Origin of the sequence: Streptomyces sp. NPDC059003, from assembly GCF_042740445.1 — a bacterium.
Classification (GTDB): Bacteria; Actinomycetota; Actinomycetes; order Streptomycetales; family Streptomycetaceae; genus Streptomyces.
The window spans coordinates 17,807-40,115 of sequence record NZ_JBHYJH010000051.1 but is presented as its reverse complement, the minus strand read 5'-3'; the positions used below and the strand labels follow the sequence as shown (position 1 = coordinate 40,115).

Below are 22,309 nucleotides of genomic sequence, written 5' to 3'. Positions count from 1 at the left end.
GCGAGGTGGACGCCCCCGGTGGGTGGTCACCCGCCGCCGGCGCCTGCGGCTCGGGGACCGCTACCGCGGCGCTCCTTTCCCACCCGCCCACCCGTTTCCACTCGGACGCGGGGTGGGCGCCCCTGGTGGGTGGCCACCCGCCATCGGCACCTGCGGGTCGAGCGCCGCTACCGCGGCGTTTCTTTCCCACCCGCCCGCCCATTTCCACTCGGACGCAGGGTGGGCGTCTCCGGTGGGGGCTGCGCGCCATCGGCGACCGCGCGAGCGCGTCCGATCTGGCCCGGGTGAACGCAATCCCGCACCCGCCGACGGCGTGCAGCCCCCACCGGGGGCGTCCACCTCGCGTCCGAGTGGAAACGGGCGGGCGGGTGGGAGATAACCCGCCGCGGTAGCGGCGGAGACCCGCGGACGCCGACGGCGAACATCAGGACCCGCGTGTGGGACTTCCGCCAAGGATCAACGCGCACCGCCCCGTCCTCGTACTCTGGCGGTGACGAGCTGTGCAGAGAGGGGCAAGGCCGTGTCTTCCGATGCATCCCCCAACCCGTTTGCCGAACCCGTGGCCTTCGGCCAGCGCATGCAGATCCTCCGTACTCGCCGCGGCATGAGTCGCATCGTGCTGGCCGGACTCATCGGCAAGTCCACCAGCTGGGTCAAACAAGTAGAGGGCGGCCGCCTTCACATGCCCAAGCTCCCCATGGTGCTGCGCATTGCGGAGGCTCTACGAGTCCGGGAGCTTTCCGAACTCACCGGCGATCAGTCCCAGTCGATCAGTCTGTTCGCCGGCCCGGGGCACGCACGCCTGCCCCAAGTCCGTACCGCCATCAATGCGTTTCCACTGACGACACAGCACGAGGCACCGTCTTTTGCCCACCTCCGGGAAAGGCTCATCCGCGCCTGGAGCGCTCGGCATTCCGCTCCGAACCATCGGGATGCTATTGGGGCTCTCCTGCCTGACCTCATTCGGGACGCACAACTCGCCGTGCTGCAAGCTGATTCGGCCAGTGAGCGACGTGCGGCCCAAAGCATCCTGGCCGAGACATACAGTCTCAGTCAGTTCTTCATCGCTTACCAGCCTGACTCATCGTTGCTCTGGCGCGTGGTAGAGCGCGGAATGATTGCTGCCCAGGAGTCCGAGGACCCGCACACTATCGGCGTTTCCGCCTGGCTGGCTGCGCAAGCGCATCGTGACAACGGACCCTCACACTTCGACGCTGCGGACGCGGTGAACCTGGAAACCATCCACTACCTTGAGGAATTCCTTCCGGACGCGGGCGACGACCTGCTGGCCATCTCAGGAGCGCTACAGTTCGAGGCTGGCTATACGGCGGCTCGGCGGGGAGATACAGGCACCGCGTGGCGCTACTGGGATACAGCCCATGCCATGGCCGCACGGCTTCCCGCCGACTATTACCACCCGGTGACGTCCTTCTCGCGAGCCGTCATGGGAGCTCATGCGGTAACCATCGCCGTGGAACTTCACGCGGGTGCGGAAAGCGTCCGTCAGGCCGCTGCTGCGGACACCATGACCATTCCCTCACGCCCCCGTCGCGCCCGGCACCGCATCGAGGAGGCGCGCGGATATCAGCTCGACGGGCAGACAGAGGCGGCTCTTGCCACCCTCGACAAGGCCTACGAAGCCGCGCCGGAAACCATCCGCTACAACGGATACGCGCGGCGGATCGTCCTGGAAGAGACGGCATCGAAGAGTCCGGCGCAGCGGCGCAGAGCCAGTGACCTCGCTGTGAAGATCGGCGTGCTGGCGGCCTGAGCGACGGGGCACAAAGTGTGCCCCCTGTCTCATCTCAGCGGCCCTACGGTCAGTCGTCCCACGACAACCGGAGACCCCCGCGACCGTGCGACCGGTCCGGGGGCGTGGCCCACCTGAGAAAGCAGGTCGACGTGCCGAACTGTATCGCCCGACTCTTCGAGCCGCTGTTGCGGCTTCCACGCCCTCCCTATGGGCACCAGGCACACGAGCGGCGTCAAGAAGCGTGGCGTCAGCGATCACGACGCTTCGCGCTGTGGCTTGCTCTCCATGGCGTGGACATCGGGCCTCGGTGCATCCACGGGGTGGAGGTGGCGGCGTCATGAGTGAACCGTTCATCGGCCGACTGCTGCCGTGGATGAACGCCGAAGGCAAACCCTGTTTCCTCATCAGCGGCGACGACGGGCAGGTCGCCCGCGTCGCGGATCAGATGGAGCGCATCCAACTCGGCATGGCAGATGACCTCCTGGGGCACGCCAATGCCACGTTGGCCGACGACGAGGCCACGCCCGGCCAACTCCGCTACGTAGCCACCTGCCTGACCGAGTCCCTGCGCCAAGTGCAGGTGATCGCCAAGAGCCGGGGAGACCGCTTGACTGCTCTCGGATACGACTCCGACGACATCTGGCAGAGGCGTTCGGGTGAGCAGTGACCACGGTGCCCCACGCGCCCGTTACCGCTTCGCGCAGTGGACCCTCAAAGCCGATGCCGGAGCGATGGCAACGTATGTCGGCACCTGCCTGAAGTGCAGGGCCCAGTCCCCCGGCAGCGAGCACTCCGACAACGCCCAAGTGTGGTGCCTGAAGCACGCAGGCCTCACCAAGCACACGGCATACGGATTGAGCGTGTTCCAGCCCTTCACCGCTTCCCTCACCGACCCGGCATTCCAGGCACCGCCCACACCGTGAACAGGGAAGGGCTGTCGCCCCATCCGCTCCTCCTCCACTGACCAGTGGACCCGCACCCGCCAACGGCGGACAGCCCTCACTGGAAGCGTCCACCTCGCGTCCGAGTGGAAACGGGCGGGCGGGTGGGAGATAACCCGCCGCGGTAGCGGCGGAAATCCGCAGACGCCGACGGCGGGTAACCACCCACGAGGAGCGTCCACCCCGCAGGAAGCTGGAAACGGGCGGGCGGGTGGGAGATGACCCGCCGCGGTAGCGGTGGGGAGCCGCAGGCGCCGACGGCGGGTGGACCCCACCAGGGGCGGTCACCCCGCGGACAACTGGAAACGGGCGGGCGGGTGGGAGAGGGCGGGCTCACAGTCGGGGGGACGGGGGGCTGAGGGGAGCGTTCCCCGGGGGTAATCGGGGGGCACCCTCGGGGAAACACCGGCCCCGCAGGCTGCGGGACATGACCCCCACCAGGCCCGCGCCCCCGCGAGTAGTCGTGCTGGGAGCCGGAATCGCCGGCTCCCGCCTCGCCGCCCGGCTGGGGCGCGCCGCCACCCTGATAGGCGAGGAACCCCACCCCCCGTACAACCGCGTCCTGCTCACCGACGTCCTCGCGGCCCGCTACGCCCCGGAGGTGATCGAGCTACCGCCGCCCCCGGGGGCGTACCACCGCACGCGCGCGGTCCGCATCGACCGCGCCGACCGCGTCGTGCAGTGCGAGGACGGCTCGGCGGTGCCGTACGGGACGCTGGTGCTCGCCACCGGCGCGAACCCGGTGCTTCCGCCGCTGCGCGGACTGTTCGCGCCGGGTGCCACGGAACTGCCGCGCGGGGTGCACGCGTTCCGGACGATGGACGACTGCCTGGCCCTGTCGAGGGCCGTGCGACGGCCCGGCGTACGGGCCGTCGTCATCGGCGGCGGCCTCCTCGGCGTGTGCGCCGCCCGCGCGCTCGCCGACCGGGGCGCGCAGGTGGTCCTCGCCCAGCAGGGCGACCGCCTGATGGAGCGCCAGCTGGACCCGGCGGCGTCGGAGCTGGTGCGGCGCCATCTGACGGACCTGGGCGTCGAGGTGCACACGGAGTGCCGGGTCCGGGGCGTACGCCGAGTCGACGGCGCGGTCGTCTCCGTGGAACTGGCGGACGGGTACGTCCTCGGGACGGATCTGACGGTGCTGGCCTGCGGCGTGCGCCCCCGCACGGGGCTCGCCCGCGCCGCGGGGCTCGACGTGCGGCGCGGGATCGTCGTCGACGACGACCTGCGCACCAGCGACCCCCACATCCGCGCCATCGGCGACTGCGCCGAACACGCCGGTGTCACCGCCTGCCTGGCGGCCCCCGCGCTCGACCAGGCGGACGCCCTCGCCGCCGCCCTCCGGTCCCCGGGCGGCGCCCGTCCCTACACCGGCACCCGCTCCCTGACCCGCCTGACGCTCCCGCACGCCGAACGCCCGCTGGACCTCGCGGCGTTCGGCGACCCGGAGGCGCGTCCGGACGACGACGTGCTCCGCCTCGCGGACGCGACCCGCGGCACGTACCGGAAGGTCGTCGTCCGAGGTGACCGGCTCGTCGGCGGCGTCCTGCTCGGCGAGCTGGCCGCGGTCGGCGCGCTGGCCCGCGCCTGGGAGTCCGACGAACCCCTGCCCGCCGACGGCGTCCCGCCACTGCACCTGCTCACCCACGACGGAGGCCACTGAGATGCCGCAGCCCACCCTCGTCCTCGTCGGCCACGGCATGGTCGGCCAGCGCTTCCTGGAAGCCCTCGCCGACCGGGGCGTGACGGCCACGCACCGCGTCGTCGTGCTGTGCGAGGAGCCCCGGCCCGCCTACGACCGCGTCCAGCTCACCTCGTACTTCTCGGGCCGGACGCCGGACGAACTCTCCTTGACGGACCGGGCGTTCCTCGCCGCGCACGGCATCGAGCTGCACGTCGGCGACCCCGCCGAGCACATCGACCGCGCCGCCCGGACGGTCACCGCACGCTCCGGGCTCCCGGTCGCGTACGACACGCTGGTGCTCGCCACCGGCTCGTACCCGTTCGTGCCGCCGGTGCCGGGCAGCAACGCCGCGGGCTGCTTCGTCTACCGCACGATCGAGGACGTCCTCGCCATCGAGGAGTACGCCACCAAGCACGCCACGACGGGCGCGGTGGTCGGCGGCGGGCTCCTCGGCCTGGAGGCGGCGGGCGCGCTGCGCGGGCTCGGCCTCGACACGCACGTCGTGGAGTTCGCGCCGCGCCTGATGCCGGTGCAGGTCGACGACGGCGGCGGCGCGGCCCTCCTGCGCACGCTCACGGACCTGGGCCTGACCGTGCACACGGGCACCGGCACCCAGGAGATCGTCGCCGACGACGAGGGCGCCGTCGCCGGGATGCTGCTCTCGGACGGCTCCCGGCTCGACGTCGACCTCGTGGTGTTCTCGGCGGGCGTGCGGCCCCGCGACCAGCTGGCCCGGGACTGCGGTCTGACCGTGGGCGAGCGCGGCGGCGTCGTGGTGGACGAGCGGTGCGTGACGAGCGATCCGGCGGTGTTCGCGATCGGCGAGTGCGCGCTCGCCGCGGACGGCCGGGTGTACGGGCTCGTGGCGCCGGGCTACGAGATGGCGCAGACGGCCGCCGCCACGATCGCGGGCGGCGCGGCCGCCTTCACCGGGGCCGACACCTCCACCAAGCTCAAGCTCCTCGGCGTCGACGTGGCGTCGTTCGGCGACGCGCACGGCACGGCCGACGGCTGTCTGGACGTCTCCTACGCCGACTCGCGCTCCGGCACGTACAAGAAGCTGGTCATCGGCGCGGACGGCGCGCTGCTCGGCGGCATCCTGGTGGGCGACGCGGAGGCGTACGGCACGCTGCGCGCCCTGACGGGCTCGGTGCCGCCGGTGCCCGCCGAGCAGCTGGTCCTGCCCGCGGGCGCGGGCGCGGCCAAGGCGCTCGGCCCGGAGGCGCTGCCCGGCGACGCGGTGGTGTGCAACTGCCACAACGTCACCAAGGCGGCCGTTCAGGCCTGCGCCGACCTGCCCGAGGTGAAGAAGTGCACCAAGGCCGGTACGGGATGCGGCAGTTGCGTCAAGCTCATCGGGCAGCTGCTCCCGCAGACCGGGCCCGGCGGCCTGTGCGGCTGCTTCGCGCAGACCCGGCAGGAGCTGTACGAGATCGTCCGCACCCTGCGCGTCACCTCGTACCAGGAGCTGCTCGACCGCTACGGCCGCGAGGGCGCGCGCGGCGGCGAGGGCTGCGAGACGTGCAAGCCCGCGGTCGGCTCCATCATCGCCTCGCTCGCGCCCGCGATCGGCGCCGACGGCTACGTCCTCGACGGCGAGCAGGCGGCCCTCCAGGACACCAACGACCACTTCCTCGCCAACCTCCAGAAGAACGGCTCCTATTCGGTGGTGCCGCGCATCCCCGGCGGCGAGATCACCCCGGACAAGCTCATCGTGATCGGCGAGGTCGCGCGGGACTTCGGGCTCTACACGAAGATCACCGGCGGCCAGCGCATCGACCTCTTCGGGGCGCGGGTCGAGCAACTTCCGCCGATCTGGGCCCGCTTGGTGGACGCGGGCTTCGAGTCCGGGCACGCCTACGGCAAGGCGCTGCGCACGGTGAAGTCCTGCGTGGGCTGGACCTGGTGCCGCTACGGCGTGCAGGACTCGGTGCGCATGGCCATCGACCTGGAGCTGCGCTACCGGGGGCTGCGCGCGCCGCACAAGCTGAAGTCGGCCGTGTCGGGCTGTGCCCGCGAGTGCGCGGAGGCCCGTTCCAAGGACTTCGGCGTGATCGCCACGTCGGGCGGCTGGAACCTGTACGTCGGCGGGAACGGCGGCGCGAGTCCCCGTCACGGCGACCTGCTCGCCCAGGACCTGGACGACGCCGGACTCGTGCGGATCATCGACCGGTTCCTGATGTTCTACATCCGCACCGCAGACCGCCTTGAGCGCACGTCGGCGTGGATCGAGCGGCTCGACGGCGGCGTGGACCACGTGCGCGACGTGGTGGTGAACGACTCGCTCGGCCTGTGCGCGGACCTGGAGGCGCTGATGGCGGAGCACGTCACGCACTACCGCGACGAGTGGGCCGCGACCCTCGACGACCCCGAACGCCTCGCCCGCTTCGTGTCGTTCGTGAACGCCCCGGAGGCCCCCGACCCGCTGGTGGCGTTCGTCCCGGAGCGCGAGCAGGTCAAGCCTGACCTGCCGCTCCTCACCCTGCGCCTGAAAGGGGCCTGAAGCACGATGACCGTCACCCTCACCGGACGTCAGCTCCAGCTCCGCGTCGGGCGCGACTGGGTGCCCGTGTGCGATCCGGCGCTGCTCACGCCGGGCCGCGGCGCCGCGGTGCTGCTTCCGGACGGGCGGCAGGCGGCGGTCTTCCGCGACCGCGCGGGCCGTACGTACGCGATCGACAACCGCGATCCCTTCTCCGGCGCCGCCGTGCTCGCGCGGGGCCTTCTCGGGTCCGCGGACGGCCGGGTGTTCGTGGCGTCGCCGCTGCTCAAGCAGCGCTTCGACCTGGAGACGGGGGCGTGCCTCGACGACGAGGAGGTGCGGGTGGGGGTGTACGAGGTGCGGGTTCACCCCTAGTATTGGATTGACCGGTCCATAATCCGGAGGGCCGGGACATCCGCGTACGCCGTTGCCAAGGAGAGCCCGCATGCCCGCCGCAGCCCGCACCCGCTTCACCGGCCGCACCGCCCTCGTCACCGGCGCGGGCTCCGGACTCGGCCGCGCCATCGCCCTCGCGCTCGCCTCGGAGGGCGCGAACGTGGTCGTCGCCGGGCGCACGGAAGGCCCGCTCAAGGAGACCGTGGCCCTCATCGAGCAGACCGGCGGGACGGCGTTCGCGCACCCCGCCGACGTGGCGAGCGCCGCCGAGGTCGACGCACTGGTGCGTGCGGCGGTCGACCGCTTCGGCTCCCTCGACGTGGCCGTCAACAACGCGGGCGTCTTCCGCGGCGGCGCCCCCGTCGCCGAGCTCTCCGAGGCCGACTGGCGCACCCTGCTCGACGTGAACGTCTCCGGCGTCCTGTTCGCCCTCCAGGCCCAGGTGCGCCAGATGCGGACGCAGTCCGGCGGCGGCGCGATCGTCAACATCGCCTCCAACCTGGGCGCCCACAAGCGGCGGCCGGGCATCGCGGGGTACGTGGCCTCCAAGGCCGCCGTTTCCGCGCTGACGCGCGCCGCGGCTCTCGATCACATCAGGGACGGGGTGCGGATCAACGCGGTGTCGCCGGGGGCGTCCTCGACCACGATGTCGCTGCGGCCCGGTGAGACCGAGGCGGATCGCGCTGCGCGCATGCTGAACGAGTCTCCGCTCGGGCGTGTGGTGGACTCGGCGGAGATCGCTGCCGCCGTGCTGTATCTCGCGTCTGACGACGCGGCGTCCGTGGTGGGGGCGGATCTTGTCGTTGACGGTGGCGCATCCAGCTGAGCCTGGTCCTGCGTGCCGTTGATCGGCCTTCGGCCTCGTCCTCAATCGCCGGACGGGCTTTTGTTTGCGCCTCTGCCGGTCTTCAGCGTGCAGGCGAGAATCGTTCGTGTGTCTGCCGCTTTTCGGCGTACATCCGTACTCTGACCGGCATGACCAGTTCGCAGCGTACGCATGGCTGGACCGCGCGCGACATTCCCTCCCAGAGGGGGCGGCGGGCCGTGGTCACCGGGGCCAACAGCGGGATCGGGTACGTCACCGCCCGTGAACTGGCGCGGTCCGGGGCCCGTGTGGTGCTCGCCTGCCGTAGTGAGGACCGGGGGCGGCGGGCCGCGGAGCGGCTCGTGGCCGAAGTGCCGTCCGCCGACGTCGAGTTCCGGCGGCTCGACCTCGGGGACCTGGCGTCCGTACGGGCCTTCGCGGAGCACGACGGCGGCGGGGCGCTCGATCTGCTGATCAACAACGCGGGCGTCATGGCGCTGCCGTACCGGCGCACGGCGGACGGCTTCGAGACGCAGTTCGGCGTGAACCACCTCGGGCACTTCGCGCTCACCGGGCTGCTGCTCCCCCGGCTCCTGCGCACGCCCGGCGCCCGGGTCGTCACCGTCGCCAGCATGGGCCACATGCTCGCCAACCTCGACCTGCTCGACCTCAACGGCGAGCGCCGCTACCGCCGTTGGATCGCCTACGCCCGCTCCAAGACCGCCAACCTGCTCTTCACGCACGAGCTGGCGCGGCGCCTCGACGCCGCGGGTTCCGACGTCGTCGCGGCGGCCGCGCACCCCGGCTACGCCGCGACGAACCTCCAGACCGCCGGGCCGAAGATGGCGGGCCGCAAGGTCACCGAGGCGTTCATGGCGGTCGGCAACCGATTCGTCGGCCAGTCCGCCGAGGCCGGCGCGCTGCCCACGCTGTACGCGGCCACGGCGCCCGGCGTGCGGCCCGACTCCTTCACGGGGCCGCGCTTCCTCGCCTGGCGCGGCGCACCGGCGCCGTCGCCGCGCGCGAAGTGGACCGTGAACGACGCGGCGGGCACGCTCCTGTGGGAGGCGTCGCGGGAGCTCACCGGCGTGCGGTACGAGGCCCTCAAGGGCTAGGCCCGCCCATAGGCCTGTCCATGGGGCGGCGCGTGGCTAGCGCAGGCCCGACGCCTCGAAGACCGCCTTCGCGCCCTTGCCGTCCACCCGGGCCGTGAGCCGGTCGAGTTCCGCCGCGCCGGTCCTGAGCAGGCCCGACGCCTTCGACTGGCGGGCGCCCACGTCCAGGCGGTGCAGCAGGAGCGGGTTCTCCGCCAGGACCTTGGGGTCGAACTCGACGCGGTGGCCGAGCGAGTCGCACAGGACGAGCCGCGCCGCCACGGACTCGCTGACGCGCACGCTGGTCAGCAGGCCGGTGCACACGTGCCGGCGGCGCAGCGGCCCGCGGACGGCGAGCCAGCCGGGGCCCGCGGTGACGCGCACCGGGTGCAGGATCGCGTAGAGGAGCACCGCGAGGCCCGACCAGAGGCCGGTGCGCGGGCCGCTCAGGCTGCCCGCCGCGAGGTCGACCAGCATGATCAGGACGAAGAGCGCGAGCGAGCAGAAGACGGCGGCGCGCAGGTCGGCGGCCCAGCGCCGGTCGGTCACCACCGCGTCGGGCGCGAGCAGCGACTCACCTGCGTGCGCCCGGCTCCGGGCCCTGACGCGGTGCGTCGCTCCCCGTACCGTCGCGTTCCCCTTCGTCCGGCCGTGTCCCCAGTGCCCATGTCCCATGTGCCGCACCGTAGAACCGGCCCGCGACCGCGTCCGGGGCGTTGACGTGCCGTATACACATTCAGGGCACACCTTGACGCGACGCTGACGACCCCTCTTAACAAGTCGTCAAGAAGAACCTCACCCCCGCCAAGGAGCCGCCAAGAAGAGCGGAATCCGCCCGGTGCGAGCCGAACCTGAGCTCACCGGCCACCATGGCGAACTTGTACGAAAGAGGCACACAATGACGACCGTCTCCGAGGGCCCCAGCGCCACGGCCGTCGAGGAACCCCCCGATACCGCCGTCCTCGGCACCGGCACCGCTGCCGACGCCGCGGACCCGGGTGAGCGTCATCGCCTCACCGCCCTCCAGGGCCTCGCCGCCCTGTCCCTCGACGCCATGGCGTCCGTCGCCTACGGCCCCGAGGCCATCGTCCTCGTGCTCGCCGCCGCCGGTGGCTACGGGCTCGGCTTCACGCTCCCGGTGACCCTCGCGATCGCGGCCCTGCTCGCCGTGCTCGTCGCCTCGTACCGCCAGGTCATCGCCGCCTTCCCGAACGGCGGCGGCAGCTACGCCGCGGCCAAGACGCACCTGGGCCGCCGCTCGGGCCTGGTCGCCGCCGCGTCCCTGGTCCTGGACTACGTCCTGAACGTCGCCGTCGCCGTGACCGCGGGCGTCGCCGCGCTCACCTCCGCCTTCCCCGAGCTGTACGGGGACCGGCTGCTGATCTGCCTGGGCGTGCTCGTCGTCATCACGGCCGTCAACCTGCGCGGCATCGTCGACTCGGCGCGGGTCTTCATCGTGCCGACCGCGGTGTTCGTCGGCGCGATCCTCACGATGGTGGCCGTCGGCCTGTTCCGTGACGCGCCCGTCAGCACCGAGGCCGCCCAGGGACACGCGTCCGTCGTCGCCGACAACGCCACCTCGGTGGGCGCGCTGCTCCTGCTGAAGGCCTTCGCCTCGGGCTGCTCGGCCCTGACCGGCGTCGAGGCCATCGCCAACGCCGTGCCGTCCTTCCGCACGCCGCGCGTCAAGCGGGCCCAGCACGCGGAGGTCGCGCTCGGCGCGCTCCTCGGCGTCATGCTGATCGGCCTGTCCGTCCTGATCTCGCGCTTCGGCCTCCAGCCGGTCGAGGGCGTCACCGTCCTCGCGCAGCTCACCGACGCCTCGCTCGGCCACAACTGGGCCTTCTACGTCGTGCAGTTCGCGACGATGATCCTGCTCGCCCTGTCCGCGAACACGTCGTTCGGCGGCCTCCCGGTCCTGATGAGCCTGCTGGCCCGCGACAACTACCTGCCGCACGTCTTCGCCCTCAAGGCCGACCGGCAGGTCCACCGGCACGGCGTCCTCGCGCTCGCCGTCGCGGGCGCCGCCCTGCTCGTCTTCTCCGGCGGCGACACCAACACGCTGGTGCCGCTGTTCGCGATCGGCGTCTTCGTCGGCTTCACGCTGTGCCAGACCGGCATGGTCATCCACTGGCGCAAGGCGGGCAAGCCCGCGAAGGCCCTGCTCAACGGGTTCGGCGCGGTGCTCACCGGGGTCTCGGCCGTCGTGGTGACGGCGACGAAGTTCACCGAGGGCGCCTGGCTGATCGTGCTCGCGCTGCCCGCGATCGTGTGCGCCTTCGAGATCGTCCACCGGGCCTACCGGCGCATCGGCGAGGACCTGGGGCTCGGCCGCGTGCCCGAGCCGCCGCACCGCGACCACTCCCTCGTGATCGTGCCCGTATCCGGCCTGTCCCGGCTGACCTGCGAGGCCCTGAACGCGGCGGTGTCCCTCGGCGACGAGGTGCGGGCCGTCACCGTCACCCACCAGGACCCCGATGACCGGCAGGCCACGGCTGACCTGCGGCGCGACTGGGAACTGTGGAACCCCGGCGTCGAGCTGATCGAGCTGCAGTCCCCCGCCCGGACGGTCGGGCGCCCCGTCTCCGAGTACGTCCGGAAGGTCTACCAGTACCACCCCGGCACGCGGGTCACCGTCCTCATCCCCGAGGTCGAACCGGCCCACCTCTGGCAGCGGCTCCTCCAGAACCAGCGGGGCGCGGTCCTCGCCCACGCGGTCCGGCGGGACACGGACGCGGTGATCTGCCGCCTCCGCTTCCGCCTCGCCTCTAGGCGCTGACCGGACCATCGGCGCTCCGCGCCTCGTCCTCAAACGCCGGACGGGCTAAAACCTTGCCGCACCGGCGAGAAAATCAGCCCGTCCGGCGTTTGAGGACGAGGCCGGAGGCCGATTGCTTTTCGGGGTGCTAGGGGCTGGCCCCTAGTTCGGGAAGGGGCGGGCCTGGGGCGCCCCCGCGAGGCCCCCCCGCCCGGAACGCCCCACCCCCTTTCCCCTTTTGCAGGAATTTACGCGGAATTGGCGCGTCGATGGAGGCAGACCCGAGCCGCAGCGCGTCCCTCACGTCGGTATGCCCGAACCGACCGGAAGGATCCTCCACGTGGACCGTCCCGCACGGCACCGCCGCATCGTGCCGCTGCTAGCCATCGGCGTGACAGCGACACTCGTCCCCGGCCTCACCGCAGGCCCGGCATCGGCGGCCCCCGCGCCCGCCGCCGACACCACCGCGCGGCAACTCGCCCCGTACACCCAGCAGCACCTCACCTGGAAGCGCTGCGACCCCGACCGGCCCGCCAGATTCCAGTGCGCGACCCTCAAGGTGCCGCTCGACTACGGCAAGCCCGGTGGCAAGCGCATAAAGGTCGCGGTGTCCCGGGTGAAGACGAGCGTGCCGGGCAAGCGGCGCGGCATCCTCACCAGCAACCCGGGCGGCCCCGGAGGACCGGGGCTCGACCTGCCCCTCGACTTCGCCCGCGGGCTGCCGAAGAAGGTGCGCGAGCAGTACGACATGGTCGGGTTCGACCCGCGCGGGGTCGGCAGGAGCACGCCGGTCGGCTGCGGTCTCCGGGGCAACGACCTGACCTACCCGCGCCCGAACCGCTCCGCCACGGAGTTCGCCTCGAACGTGAAGTGGGCCAAGCGCTTCGCCGCCAAGTGCCAGGACAAGGCCGGCGACCTGCTGCCGTACATCACGACCCGCAACACCGCCCGGGACATGGACGTCCTGCGGGCGGTGCTCGGCGAGAAGAAGCTCTCGTACTTCGGCGTCTCCTACGGCACGGCCCTCGGCGCCGTCTACACGCAGCTGTTCCCGCGGCGCGTCGACCGGTTCATCCTCGACAGCGCCGTCGACCCGGGGCTGATGTGGCGCGGCATGTACCGCGTCTGGGCGTCGGAGGCCGGCCCCGCGTTCAAGCGGTGGGCGAAGTGGACCGGCGAGCGGGACGCGAAGTACCACCTGGGCAACTCCGAGGCCAAGGTCACCCGCACCTTCTGGAACCTGGTGAAGCGCGCCGACCGCGAGCCCATCGTGTTCGGCAGGCAGAAGCTCGACGGGGCCCTGGTGCGGGACGCGATGCGCGAGAACTTCTTCACCGTCCGCGGCGGCGCCGAACTCATGGTCGAGCTGAAGAAGGCCGCCGACGCGGGCCGGGGCGCCTCGGCCGCGCCGCGGGCACAGACCCCCGGCGACAACGAGATGGCGAGCCACTTCTCCGTGGTGTGCGGGGACAGCGACGACTGGCCGCGCGACCCGGAGACGTACCGCCGCGACCTGGCCGCCGACAAGGCCCGCTACCCGCTGTACGGGGACTTCACCGCCGGGATCTCGCCCTGCGCGTACTGGCCCAAGGGCGCCGAGCCCGTCACGCGGGTGGACAACGACGTCCCGCTGCTGCTCCTGCAGAACGAGTGGGACCCGCAGACCCCGCTGGTCACCGGGCAGGCCATGCACCGCGCCCTGAAGGGCTCGCGCATGGTGACGGTCGACGAGGGCGAGGGCCACGGCGTCCTGTTCGCCGAGAACACCACCGCGTGCGCGAAGAACATCTCCATGGCCTACCTGGCGACCGGCGAGCTCCCGGCGCGGGACGTCACGTGCCACGCGACGCCCGGCGCCGGGCAGCGCTCCGAGTCGACACCCCGGGCGTTCTGAGCAGTCCTTCCGGGCATCGGCGGCCGGGCCTCAGTCGTCGATGCCGGACCGCTCGACCCCGGCGACGATCCACCGCTGGAAGAACAGGAACACCACGAGCAGCGGCACGATCGACACGGCCGCCGCGATGAACAGCTCGTGCAGCCGGATCACTTGAGAGGTGGTGAAGGAGGCCAGGGCCACCTGGACGGTCCACGCGTCCCGGTCCTGGCCGATCACCAGCGGCCACAGGAAGGAGTTCCAGGCGCCGATGAAGACGATCGTGCCGACGGCCGCGAAGACGGGCCGCGTGTTCGGCACGACGACGCGCCAGTACGTACGCCAGTAGCCGAGCCCGTCGACCCGCGCCGCGTCCTCCAGCTCCCGCGGGAACCCGAGGAAGTACTGCCGGAAGACGAAGCACGCGAACGCCGAGAACAGCGTCGGCACGATCAGGCCGCGCAGCGTGGAGACCCAGCCGAGCGACGACACGAGCACGAAGCTCGGTACGAAGGTGACGGCGGCCGGCACCATCATCGTGCCGAGGATCGCGTAGAAGACGTGGTCCGCGTACCGGTAGGGGATCCGGGCCAGGCCGTAGCCCGCGAGCGAGGCGAGCAGCAGGGTGCCGAGGGTGGTGAGGACCGCGATGAGCGCCGAGTTGGCGAGGGCGCGGGCCATGGGCACCGTCGGGTCGTCGAACAGCTCGGTGACGTTGGACCAGCGCAAGCTGGACGGGAAGAACGTCCAGTCGGGCGAGGTGATGTCCTGCTCGGTGGCGAGGCCGTTGCGCACGAGCAGGTAGAAGGGGATCAGGAAGAGCAGCGCGAGGGCGATGAGCAGGGCCACGCGCAGCGCGCGGCCCACGCGGAGCCAGGCGTCGTACACGGCTCAGTTCTCCTTCCTGCCGAGCCCGAACCAGCGCGCCTGGCCGATGGTGACCACCGCGATGATCAGGGCGAGGATCACCGCGCCCGCGCTGCCGAGGCCGAGGTTCTGGCCCTGGCCGAGCGCCGTGTAGTAGAGGTAGACGAGCGGCGGCCGGGCGTAGGGCGGGTAGCCGCGGGAGTCCGAGAGCAGGTTGTAGAACTCGTCGAAGGCCTGGAAGGCGTTGATGACGAGGAGCAGCAGGACCGCCACGGACGTCGCGCGCAGCTGCGGCAGCGTGATGTGGCGCAGGACCTGCCAGCCGGGCCTGGCGCCGTCGACGGCCGCGGCCTCGTACAGCGTGGGGGAGATCCGCTGGAGCCCCGCCAGGAACAGGACCATGTAGAACCCCGCCTGGAGCCACAGCCGTACGGTGACGATCACCAGCCAGTACCAGGGCGGATCCGTCGTCGAGAGCCACGCCGTCTGGTCGGCGCCGAACCAGCCGAGCACGGTGTTCGCGAGCCCGAACCGGACGCCGTTGAAGAGCGACATCTTCCAGATGAGGGCCGCCACGACGTAACTGCACGCCGCGGGCAGGAAGAAGACCGACCGGAGGAACGCCTGCGCGCGACGCGTCCGGTTGACCATCAGGGCGAGCGCGAGGGACAGCAGGAACGTCGTCGGCACGATGAAGGCCGAGAACACCGCGAACGTCCACAGGCTGTCGGTGAAGGCGTCGTTCCGCAGCATCGACGTGTAGTTGTCGAGGCCGACGAACTCCGTGGGCGACACCGTGTTGTGGGCGTCGAAGAAGCTCAGGTAGACGCTCCAGCCGAGCGGTACGTACGTGAAGACGACCAGGCCGAGCGCGAACGGGCCGACGAAGGCCCAGAACCACAGGTTGCGGTTCTGCGCCCCGGCGATCCGCCGCGCGAGCGGCGGCCGCCGGGCCCCCGGGTCGCGTGCGCTCACGAGGACTTCTTCCGGACGCGGGTCAGCTCCGCCGACACCTTCCGCACGACGGACTTGAGCTCGCTCTCCGGGTTCGCGCCGGACTTGATGACACGGCTGAGCGCGTCCTGGTACGCGGTGCGGCTCGCCGTGGTCCACAGCAGCGGCTCGGCGTAGCCGTGCTCCGTCGAGTAGCGCACGGCGTCGGCCGCCGCGCCCTTGGTGAGGACGTCGGCCTTCTTCGCGAGGGAGAGCCGCGCCGGGATGTGGAAGCCGTACGACAGGGCGAAGTCCCGCTGGTAGTCGGTCTTTTCGACCCACAGCCACCGCACGAAGTCCTTGGCCGCGTCCTTGTGCCGCGTGCGGGCGCTCACGGCCGCGCCGAACGCGCCGACCGGCACGGCGGGCTTGCCGCCCGCGCCGGCCGCGGGGAACGGCACCACGCCGAAGTCGTCGCCGAGCGCCTTCCGCACGGCCGGCAGCGCCCACAGGCCCGACCACTGCATGGCCGTGAGCCCCTGGACGAACGCCGAGGGGTCCGCCCAGTCCGACGGCGCCCCCAGCAGCAGCGACTTGTCCGCGTACAGCTGGCGCAGACCGGCCAGGGCGCGGGCCGCCGCCGGGTCGTCGAAGCCGACCTTGCCGTCGGCCGTGACGAGCTCGAGTCCCGCCGCGTACAGGGGTGTTCCGCCGAGCGCCCCCGCCCCGCCGTCGTTGCCGACGAACAGGCCCTTGACCTTCTTCGTCGTCGCCTCCTTCGCGGCGTCGACGAGCTCGTCGAGGGTCTTCGGCGGGGTGACGCCCGCGTCGTCGAGGAGGCTCTTGCGGTAGTAGAGCAGCTGCATGTCGACGACCTGCGGGACCGCCCAGATCCGGCCGTCGTACGTCTTGGGCGCGAGCACGACCGGGTTGAAGTCGTCCTTCACGCCGTCGAACAGATCGGTGAGGTCGAGCACTTGGCCGCCCCTGATCTGGTCGAGGGTCGGCCCGTTGACCTCGAAGACGTCCGGGCCCGACGCCGTCAGGAGGGCGGCGGCCGTCTGCTCGTCGTAGTTGCCGGGGCGCCACTGGACGCTGACGTCCGCCTTGTCGTACGCGGCGGCGTACCGCTTGACGGCCTGCTCGGTGCCGGTCTCGCCGTACTGGTGGTACCACTGCGACAGCTTCGGGCCCTTGCCTCCGGAGCCGCCGTCGTCGCGGCCGGTGTTGGAGCCGCACGCGGTGAGCAGGCCCGCCGCCGCGCCGGTGGCGAGCAGGGTTCTGCGGCTGATGGTCATGGCGTGTCCCCCTGCGCTGCTGGTTCGAAGGGTGGGTGCTGATCCCAACGATCAACCATGCGCGGTGATTACGACAGGGGGATTGCGGCCGTGTGGCGACCCCCTTCTCCGCCCGCCCTCAGGGCCGGAAAGAAGGGGGTCTGGGGGCGGAGCCCCCAGGACGACGTCAGGCGAACTTCTGCGGACGATGCCAGAGGGCCTCGTCCGTACCGCGGAAGAACAGCCCGATGCGGCCGTCGCAGTTACGGCCGAGGACCGGGTCGCCGCCGACGTTCTGGACGACCTCGAAGTGCCCCGACCACTCGGTGCCGTTGATCTTCGTCTGCTCGGCCGCGTACATATGGCCGTTGGTCGAGTGGTGGAAGACCACGAGGCGGCCGTCCGACGCGCGGATCAGCGCCGGGGTGCCCTGGACGCCGCCGGCCAGGCTGGCGGCCGCGTACCAGGAGTCGTAGCCCGCCTTCTGCTGGATGTGCCAGAGCTGGGTGTCCGTGCCGCGGAAGAAGACCTGGACGCGCTGGTCGGCGTCGAGCCCCGCGGCCACACCGCCGCCGATGCTCCGTACGATCTCGAAGTGGCCGCTCCACGAGTCGCTGGCGTCCGGGGCCTTCTGCTGGTTGTCGTAGAGGTTGCCGTTGGTGGAGTGGTGGAAGACCTCCAGCTTGCCGTCGCCCGCGCGGGCCACGTCCGGGTTGCCCTGCACTCCGCCGGCGAGGCTGACGGGGGCGGCGAAGTTCTCGTACTCGACGCCGAGTTGGTACACGTGCCAGAGCTGGCTGTCCGTGCCGCGGAAGAAGACGTCGAGGCGGCCGTCGGCGTTGATGCCGGGGACGGGGTCGCCGCCGATGTTGCGTACGGGGACGGAGTCCGCGCCGAACACGTCGTTGATGGCGTTCTGGCGCACGTGGTGCAGGTGCCCGTCGGAGCCCTTGTAGAACACGGAGATCCGGCCGTCGACACCGCGGATGGCGCTCGGCTCGCCGCCGAGCGAGCCGCCCAGGTTGGCCCAGCTGCTCCAACTGCCGTCGCGCTGCTGCCAGATGGACCAGAGGGCCTGCTCGTTCTTGCCGCGGGCGAAGACCTGGAGGCGGCCGTCGGCGTTGGGGGCGACCGAGGGGTTGCCGACGATCTGCCCGCCGAGGGACACGAGGGCGTCCCATGCCATGCCGGACGTGGTGGGAATGTCGACCATGTGCGCTCTCCTTCGCAGAGTTCGCGGGGTGCGAATGCGCGCACACGCTAGTCACGGACGCCCGCACCCAGAACACCAATGCACCGATTGGCGGCAATCGCTCCTGATATCCCGCCATGAGCGATACGGACCACAGGTCCGAACAGACCAGTTGAGCGCCCTCCGGGACCACGCATGTGTACACCGCGAAGGGTGGTACGGCCGATCGTGCGGCCGCGGTGACGCGTCGGCCCCGCCCGCCCGCGTCGCACACGGGCCGCAAGGTGGTCTATTCGGTCAGGAGTTACTTCCCGGACATTCTTCGGCATACGGGAGTCCCTGGTCGTCGGTCCCTGGTTACTCTCCATGACGGCACGACTCCGCCGTGACGCCCAACGCCGACGAAGGCAGCCCCTTCGCCCCGCGTAGCCCGTCCCCGCGAGGTAACACGGCAAGGCCGGGTTCCGGCTCAGCGGCCGCCCCCGGCGAGAAGCGCGCACAGCGTCGTCCACCGCACCGTCGACCGAGAGGGAGACCCATGGCGAACGAGCTCAAGTACGGCGATCAGATCCACCTGCAGAACGGCTACAACGGCTGGCAGGGCGGCTACCTGGACACCAACGGCCACAGCAGCGCCGCAGGCGCCAAGTACCAGGTCTCCACCGCCGACACCCCCACCCGCGGCAAGGGCACCGGCACCTGGGAGATCCTCTCCGCCTCCGGCAAGGCGTCCGGCCAGCCCGTGCTGAGCGGCGACCTGGTCTACCTGCGCAACCTCTACGGCGGCGACGGCGGCTACCTGGACACCAACGGCCACGCCACCCAGGCGCAGCGGGACAACGGCGCCAAGTACGACGTGTCCACCTCCCAGAACCGCGACCGCGCGGCGGGCACCGGGCGCTGGCGCGTCTTCGGCCGGACCTCCGCACCGGCGGACCAGAACATCCGCCTCGGCGACCTCGTCCACCTCTGGAACGCCTACGGCGACAACGGCGGCTTCCTGGAGACCAACGGCACCAGCGACGCCACGGGCGCGAAGTACGACCTGTGCACCAACGCGTACTTCAACCGCAGCTCCGACGTCGCCGACTGGAAGATCCACCGGGCCCAGGTCTGACGGCCTCCCCCGACGCGGCCCCCGGGGCACGGGCGAAGGGGCGGCACCTCCGCACAAGGTGCCGCCCCTTCATCGTGGACCGGAGCCGCCGCCGCATCGGTTGAGGGTCGGGGACACGGCGGCGGCCCCGGGGTCCTACCGGTGGTCGCTGCCCGTCGCCGTGGACGCGGCGCGGCCGGCCTCCAGGCGGGCCACCGGGATGCGGAACGGCGAGCAGGAGACGTAGTCCAGGCCCACCTCGTGGAAGAAGTGGACGGACTCCGGGTCGCCGCCGTGCTCGCCGCAGACGCCGAGCTTGATGTCGGGGCGCGTGGCCTTGCCCGCCTGGACGGCGCTGCGGACGAGGGAGCCGACGCCGTCCTTGTCGATGGTCTCGAACGGGGAGACCCCGAAGATGCCCTTCTCCAGGTACGCGGTGAAGAAGGACGCCTCCACGTCGTCGCGGCTGAAGCCCCACACCGTCTGCGTGAGGTCGTTCGTGCCGAAGGAGAAGAACTCGGCGGCCTCCGCGATCTGACCGGCGGTCACGGCGGCGCGCGGCAGCTCGATCATCGTGCCGATGGCGAGCTTCAGGGCGGTGCCGGTGGCGGCCTCGACCTCGGCGATGACCTGGTCGGCCTCCTCGCGGACGATCTCCAGCTCCTGGACGGTGCCGACGAGCGGGATCATGATCTCGGCGCGCGGGTCGCCCTTGGCGTTCTTGCGCTCGGCCGCGGCCTCGGCAATGGCGCGGACCTGCATGGTGAACAGGCCGGGGATGACCAGGCCGAGGCGGACGCCGCGCAGGCCCAGCATCGGGTTCTGCTCGTGCAGGCGGTGCACGGCCTGGAGCAGCCGCAGGTCGTTCTCGTTGGCGTCCTTGCGGGACTCGGCGAGCGCGACGCGGACCGAGAGCTCGGTGATGTCGGGCAGGAACTCGTGCAGCGGCGGGTCGAGGAGGCGGACGGTGACCGGCAGGCCGTCCATCGCCTCGAAGAGCTCCACGAAGTCGCGCTTCTGGAGCGGCAGGAGCTCCGCGAGGGCGTCCTCGCGCTCCTCGTCCGTGTCGGCGAGGATCAAGCGCTCCACCATCTCGCGGCGCTCGCCGAGGAACATGTGCTCGGTGCGGCACAGGCCGATGCCCTGGGCGCCGAAGCGGCGGGCGCGCAGGGCGTCCTCCGCGTTGTCGGCGTTGGCGCGCACCCGCAGCCGCCGTACGCGGTCCGCGTACGCCATCATCCGGTGCACGGCGGCCACCAGCTCGTCGGCGTCGTCGGCGCCCGCGTGCATGCGGCCCTCGAAGTACTCGACGACCGGCGACGGCACGACCGGCACCTCGCCCAGGTAGACCTTGCCCGTCGAGCCGTCGATGGAGACGACGTCGCCCTCCTCGACGACGGTGCCGTTCACGGTCAGGCGGCGGCGCTTGGTGTCGACCTCCAGGTCCTCGGCGCCGCAGACGCAGGTCTTGCCCATGCCGCGCGCGACGACGGCCGCGTGGGAGGTCTTGCCGCCGCGGCTGGTCAGGATGCCCTCGGCGGCGATCATGCCGTCGAGGTCGTCGGGGTTGGTCTCGCGGCGGATCAGGATGACCTTCTCGCCGGAGCGGGACCACTTGATCGCGGTGTACGAGTCGAAGACGGCCTTGCCGACGGCGGCGCCCGGGGACGCCGCGATGCCGCGGCCCAGCTGCTCGACCTTCGCCTCGTCGTCGAAGCGCGGGAACATCAGCTGCGCTAGCTGGGCGCCCGTCACGCGCTGGAGGGCCTCGGCCTCGCTGATCAGGCCCTGGTCGACGAGCTGCGTGGCGATGCGGAAGGCCGCGCCCGCCGTGCGCTTGCCGACGCGGGTCTGCAGCATCCACAGCTGGCCGCGCTCGATGGTGAACTCGATGTCGCACAGGTCCTTGTAGTGCGTCTCGAGGGTCTCCATGATCTGCATGAGCTGGTCGTACGACTTCTTGTCGATCTGCTCGAGCTCCGCGAGCGGGACCGTGTTGCGGATGCCCGCGACGACGTCCTCGCCCTGCGCGTTCTGCAGGTAGTCGCCGTACACGCCCTGGTGTCCCGACGCGGGGTCGCGGGTGAAGGCGACGCCGGTGCCGGAGTCCGGGCCGAGGTTGCCGAAGACCATCGAGCAGACGTTGACGGCGGTGCCCAGGTCGTGCGGGATGCGCTCCTGGCGGCGGTAGAGCTTCGCCCGGTCGCCGTTCCACGAGTCGAAGACCGCCTTGATGGCGAGGTCCATCTGCTCGCGCGGGTCCTGCGGGAAGTCCCGCCCGGCCTCGGCCTTGACGATCTTCTTGAACTTGGTGACGAGCTTCTTGAGGTCGCCCGCCTCCAGGTCCGTGTCGACCGTGACCTTCTTGGCCGTCTTGGCGGCCTCCAGGGCGTCCTCGAAGAGCTCGCCGTCGACGCCGAGCACGGTCTTGCCGAACATCTGGATCAGGCGGCGGTAGGAGTCCCACGCGAAGCGGTCGTCGCCCGCCTGCTTGGCCAGGCCCTGCACGGACTTGTCGGAGAGCCCGATGTTCAGGACGGTGTCCATCATGCCGGGCATGGAGAACTTGGCGCCCGAGCGGACGGAGACGAGCAGCGGGTCGTCGGCCTGGCCGAGCTTCTTGCCCATCTTCCGCTCCAGGGCGTCGAGGTGCGCACTCACCTCGTCACGCAGTGCCGCCGGCTCCTCGCCGCTGTCGAGGTAGACCTTGCAGGCCTCGGTGGTGATGGTGAAGCCAGGGGGCACGGGAAGGCCCAGGTTGGTCATCTCGGCGAGGTTCGCGCCCTTGCCGCCGAGGAGGTCCTTGAGGTCCTTGTTGCCCTCGGTGAAGTCATAGATGAACTTCATGTCCTGAGTTCCCTGAGTTCCCTGTGTTCCCTGAGCTGCGTGGGGGTCTTTGTTTTCCGACACGGGTCTCGACTCCTCGAGGACGCGGTGGCTGCCCTGACGGCGAGGAACATACCCAGATCGAAGGCGTCTGGGTACGTCCACTTGTGGGTCACACGGTTGTAACCACCCGTCCGCCACTAGATCGAAAGTGACTCATCGGTAGCGAGGGGCCGGATTCCTCGTTCAAGTCTTGAAGACGCAACCCCCGTAGAGCCCGGGTTTCGCTCAGATGAGCGGCATGCACGCCAGTTGTGAGTTCAGTTCGTAAATGA

Annotated in this window: 17 protein-coding genes; 11 read left to right on the top strand and 6 right to left on the bottom strand. The window is 71.2% G+C overall.

Annotated elements, in window-relative coordinates:
- Positions 1-520 precede the first annotated feature (520 nt).
- The 8 genes from ACFWZ5_RS19615 (at position 521) to ACFWZ5_RS19580 (ending at position 9,173) form a co-directional block, all read left to right on the top strand.
- Positions 521-1,771 carry a helix-turn-helix domain-containing protein gene (locus ACFWZ5_RS19615; protein WP_384801148.1) on the top strand — a complete coding sequence of 417 codons (1,251 nt, stop codon included), beginning with the start codon at positions 521-523 and terminating at the stop codon, positions 1,769-1,771.
- Between the two features lie 319 nt (positions 1,772-2,090).
- Positions 2,091-2,420, top strand: coding sequence for a hypothetical protein (locus tag ACFWZ5_RS19610; RefSeq protein WP_384801145.1), 330 nt, complete (start codon positions 2,091-2,093; stop codon positions 2,418-2,420).
- Between the two features lie 64 nt (positions 2,421-2,484).
- Positions 2,485-2,676: a hypothetical protein gene (locus ACFWZ5_RS19605; protein WP_384801142.1), complete on the top strand. Its 192-nt coding sequence runs from the start codon at positions 2,485-2,487 to the stop codon at positions 2,674-2,676.
- A 445-nt stretch (positions 2,677-3,121) separates the two neighbouring features.
- The gene (locus tag ACFWZ5_RS19600; RefSeq protein ID WP_384804590.1) at positions 3,122-4,354 is read left to right on the top strand and encodes an NAD(P)/FAD-dependent oxidoreductase; all 1,233 of its coding nucleotides are present in this window, start codon (positions 3,122-3,124) and stop codon (positions 4,352-4,354) included.
- A 1-nt stretch (position 4,355) separates the two neighbouring features.
- On the top strand, positions 4,356-6,878 hold the full coding sequence (nirB, locus tag ACFWZ5_RS19595; RefSeq protein WP_384804588.1) for a nitrite reductase large subunit NirB: 2,523 nt from the start codon (positions 4,356-4,358) through the stop codon (positions 6,876-6,878).
- A gap of 6 nt (positions 6,879-6,884) precedes the next feature.
- A complete protein-coding gene (gene nirD / locus ACFWZ5_RS19590) occupies positions 6,885-7,232 on the top strand; it encodes a nitrite reductase small subunit NirD (RefSeq protein ID WP_384804586.1) in 348 nt (115 codons plus the stop codon).
- A gap of 70 nt (positions 7,233-7,302) precedes the next feature.
- Positions 7,303-8,079: an SDR family NAD(P)-dependent oxidoreductase gene (locus ACFWZ5_RS19585; protein ID WP_384804584.1), complete on the top strand. Its 777-nt coding sequence runs from the start codon at positions 7,303-7,305 to the stop codon at positions 8,077-8,079.
- Positions 8,080-8,228: 149 nt separating this feature from the next.
- Positions 8,229-9,173, top strand: a complete 945-nt coding sequence (locus ACFWZ5_RS19580) for an oxidoreductase (RefSeq protein WP_384804582.1) — start codon at positions 8,229-8,231, stop codon at positions 9,171-9,173.
- A gap of 36 nt (positions 9,174-9,209) precedes the next feature.
- Here ACFWZ5_RS19580 and ACFWZ5_RS19575 read toward each other — a convergent pair whose 3' ends face one another.
- Entirely contained in the window at positions 9,210-9,827 is a 618-nt protein-coding gene (locus tag ACFWZ5_RS19575) for a hypothetical protein (RefSeq protein ID WP_384804580.1), read from the bottom strand.
- A gap of 223 nt (positions 9,828-10,050) precedes the next feature.
- On the opposite strand from ACFWZ5_RS19575, the gene ACFWZ5_RS19570 reads away from it, so the two are divergent.
- Entirely contained in the window at positions 10,051-11,931 is a 1,881-nt protein-coding gene (locus ACFWZ5_RS19570; protein ID WP_384804578.1) for an APC family permease, read from the top strand.
- Positions 11,932-12,250: 319 nt separating this feature from the next.
- Positions 12,251-13,804: an alpha/beta hydrolase gene (locus tag ACFWZ5_RS19565; RefSeq protein WP_384806102.1), complete on the top strand. Its 1,554-nt coding sequence runs from the start codon at positions 12,251-12,253 to the stop codon at positions 13,802-13,804.
- A 30-nt stretch (positions 13,805-13,834) separates the two neighbouring features.
- On the opposite strand, the gene ACFWZ5_RS19560 is transcribed toward ACFWZ5_RS19565, so the two are convergent.
- From ACFWZ5_RS19560 to ACFWZ5_RS19545, 4 genes are all read right to left on the bottom strand, one after another.
- On the bottom strand, positions 13,835-14,671 hold the full coding sequence (locus tag ACFWZ5_RS19560; protein WP_384806104.1) for a carbohydrate ABC transporter permease: 837 nt from the start codon (positions 14,669-14,671) through the stop codon (positions 13,835-13,837).
- A gap of 3 nt (positions 14,672-14,674) precedes the next feature.
- Positions 14,675-15,577 carry a carbohydrate ABC transporter permease gene (locus ACFWZ5_RS19555; RefSeq protein ID WP_384806108.1) on the bottom strand — a complete coding sequence of 301 codons (903 nt, stop codon included), beginning with the start codon at positions 15,575-15,577 and terminating at the stop codon, positions 14,675-14,677.
- Positions 15,578-15,621: 44 nt separating this feature from the next.
- Positions 15,622-16,881, bottom strand: coding sequence for an ABC transporter substrate-binding protein (locus ACFWZ5_RS19550; RefSeq protein ID WP_384806106.1), 1,260 nt, complete (start codon positions 16,879-16,881; stop codon positions 15,622-15,624).
- Positions 16,882-17,047: 166 nt separating this feature from the next.
- Complete coding sequence (locus ACFWZ5_RS19545; protein ID WP_384798159.1) at positions 17,048-18,073, bottom strand: hypothetical protein; 1,026 nt, start codon at positions 18,071-18,073, stop codon at positions 17,048-17,050.
- Between the two features lie 517 nt (positions 18,074-18,590).
- On the opposite strand from ACFWZ5_RS19545, the gene ACFWZ5_RS19540 reads away from it, so the two are divergent.
- On the top strand, positions 18,591-19,169 hold the full coding sequence (locus ACFWZ5_RS19540; RefSeq protein WP_384798162.1) for a hypothetical protein: 579 nt from the start codon (positions 18,591-18,593) through the stop codon (positions 19,167-19,169).
- Positions 19,170-19,304: 135 nt separating this feature from the next.
- Here ACFWZ5_RS19540 and ppdK read toward each other — a convergent pair whose 3' ends face one another.
- Entirely contained in the window at positions 19,305-22,058 is a 2,754-nt protein-coding gene (ppdK, locus tag ACFWZ5_RS19535; RefSeq protein WP_384798165.1) for a pyruvate, phosphate dikinase, read from the bottom strand.
- Positions 22,059-22,309 lie beyond the last annotated feature (251 nt).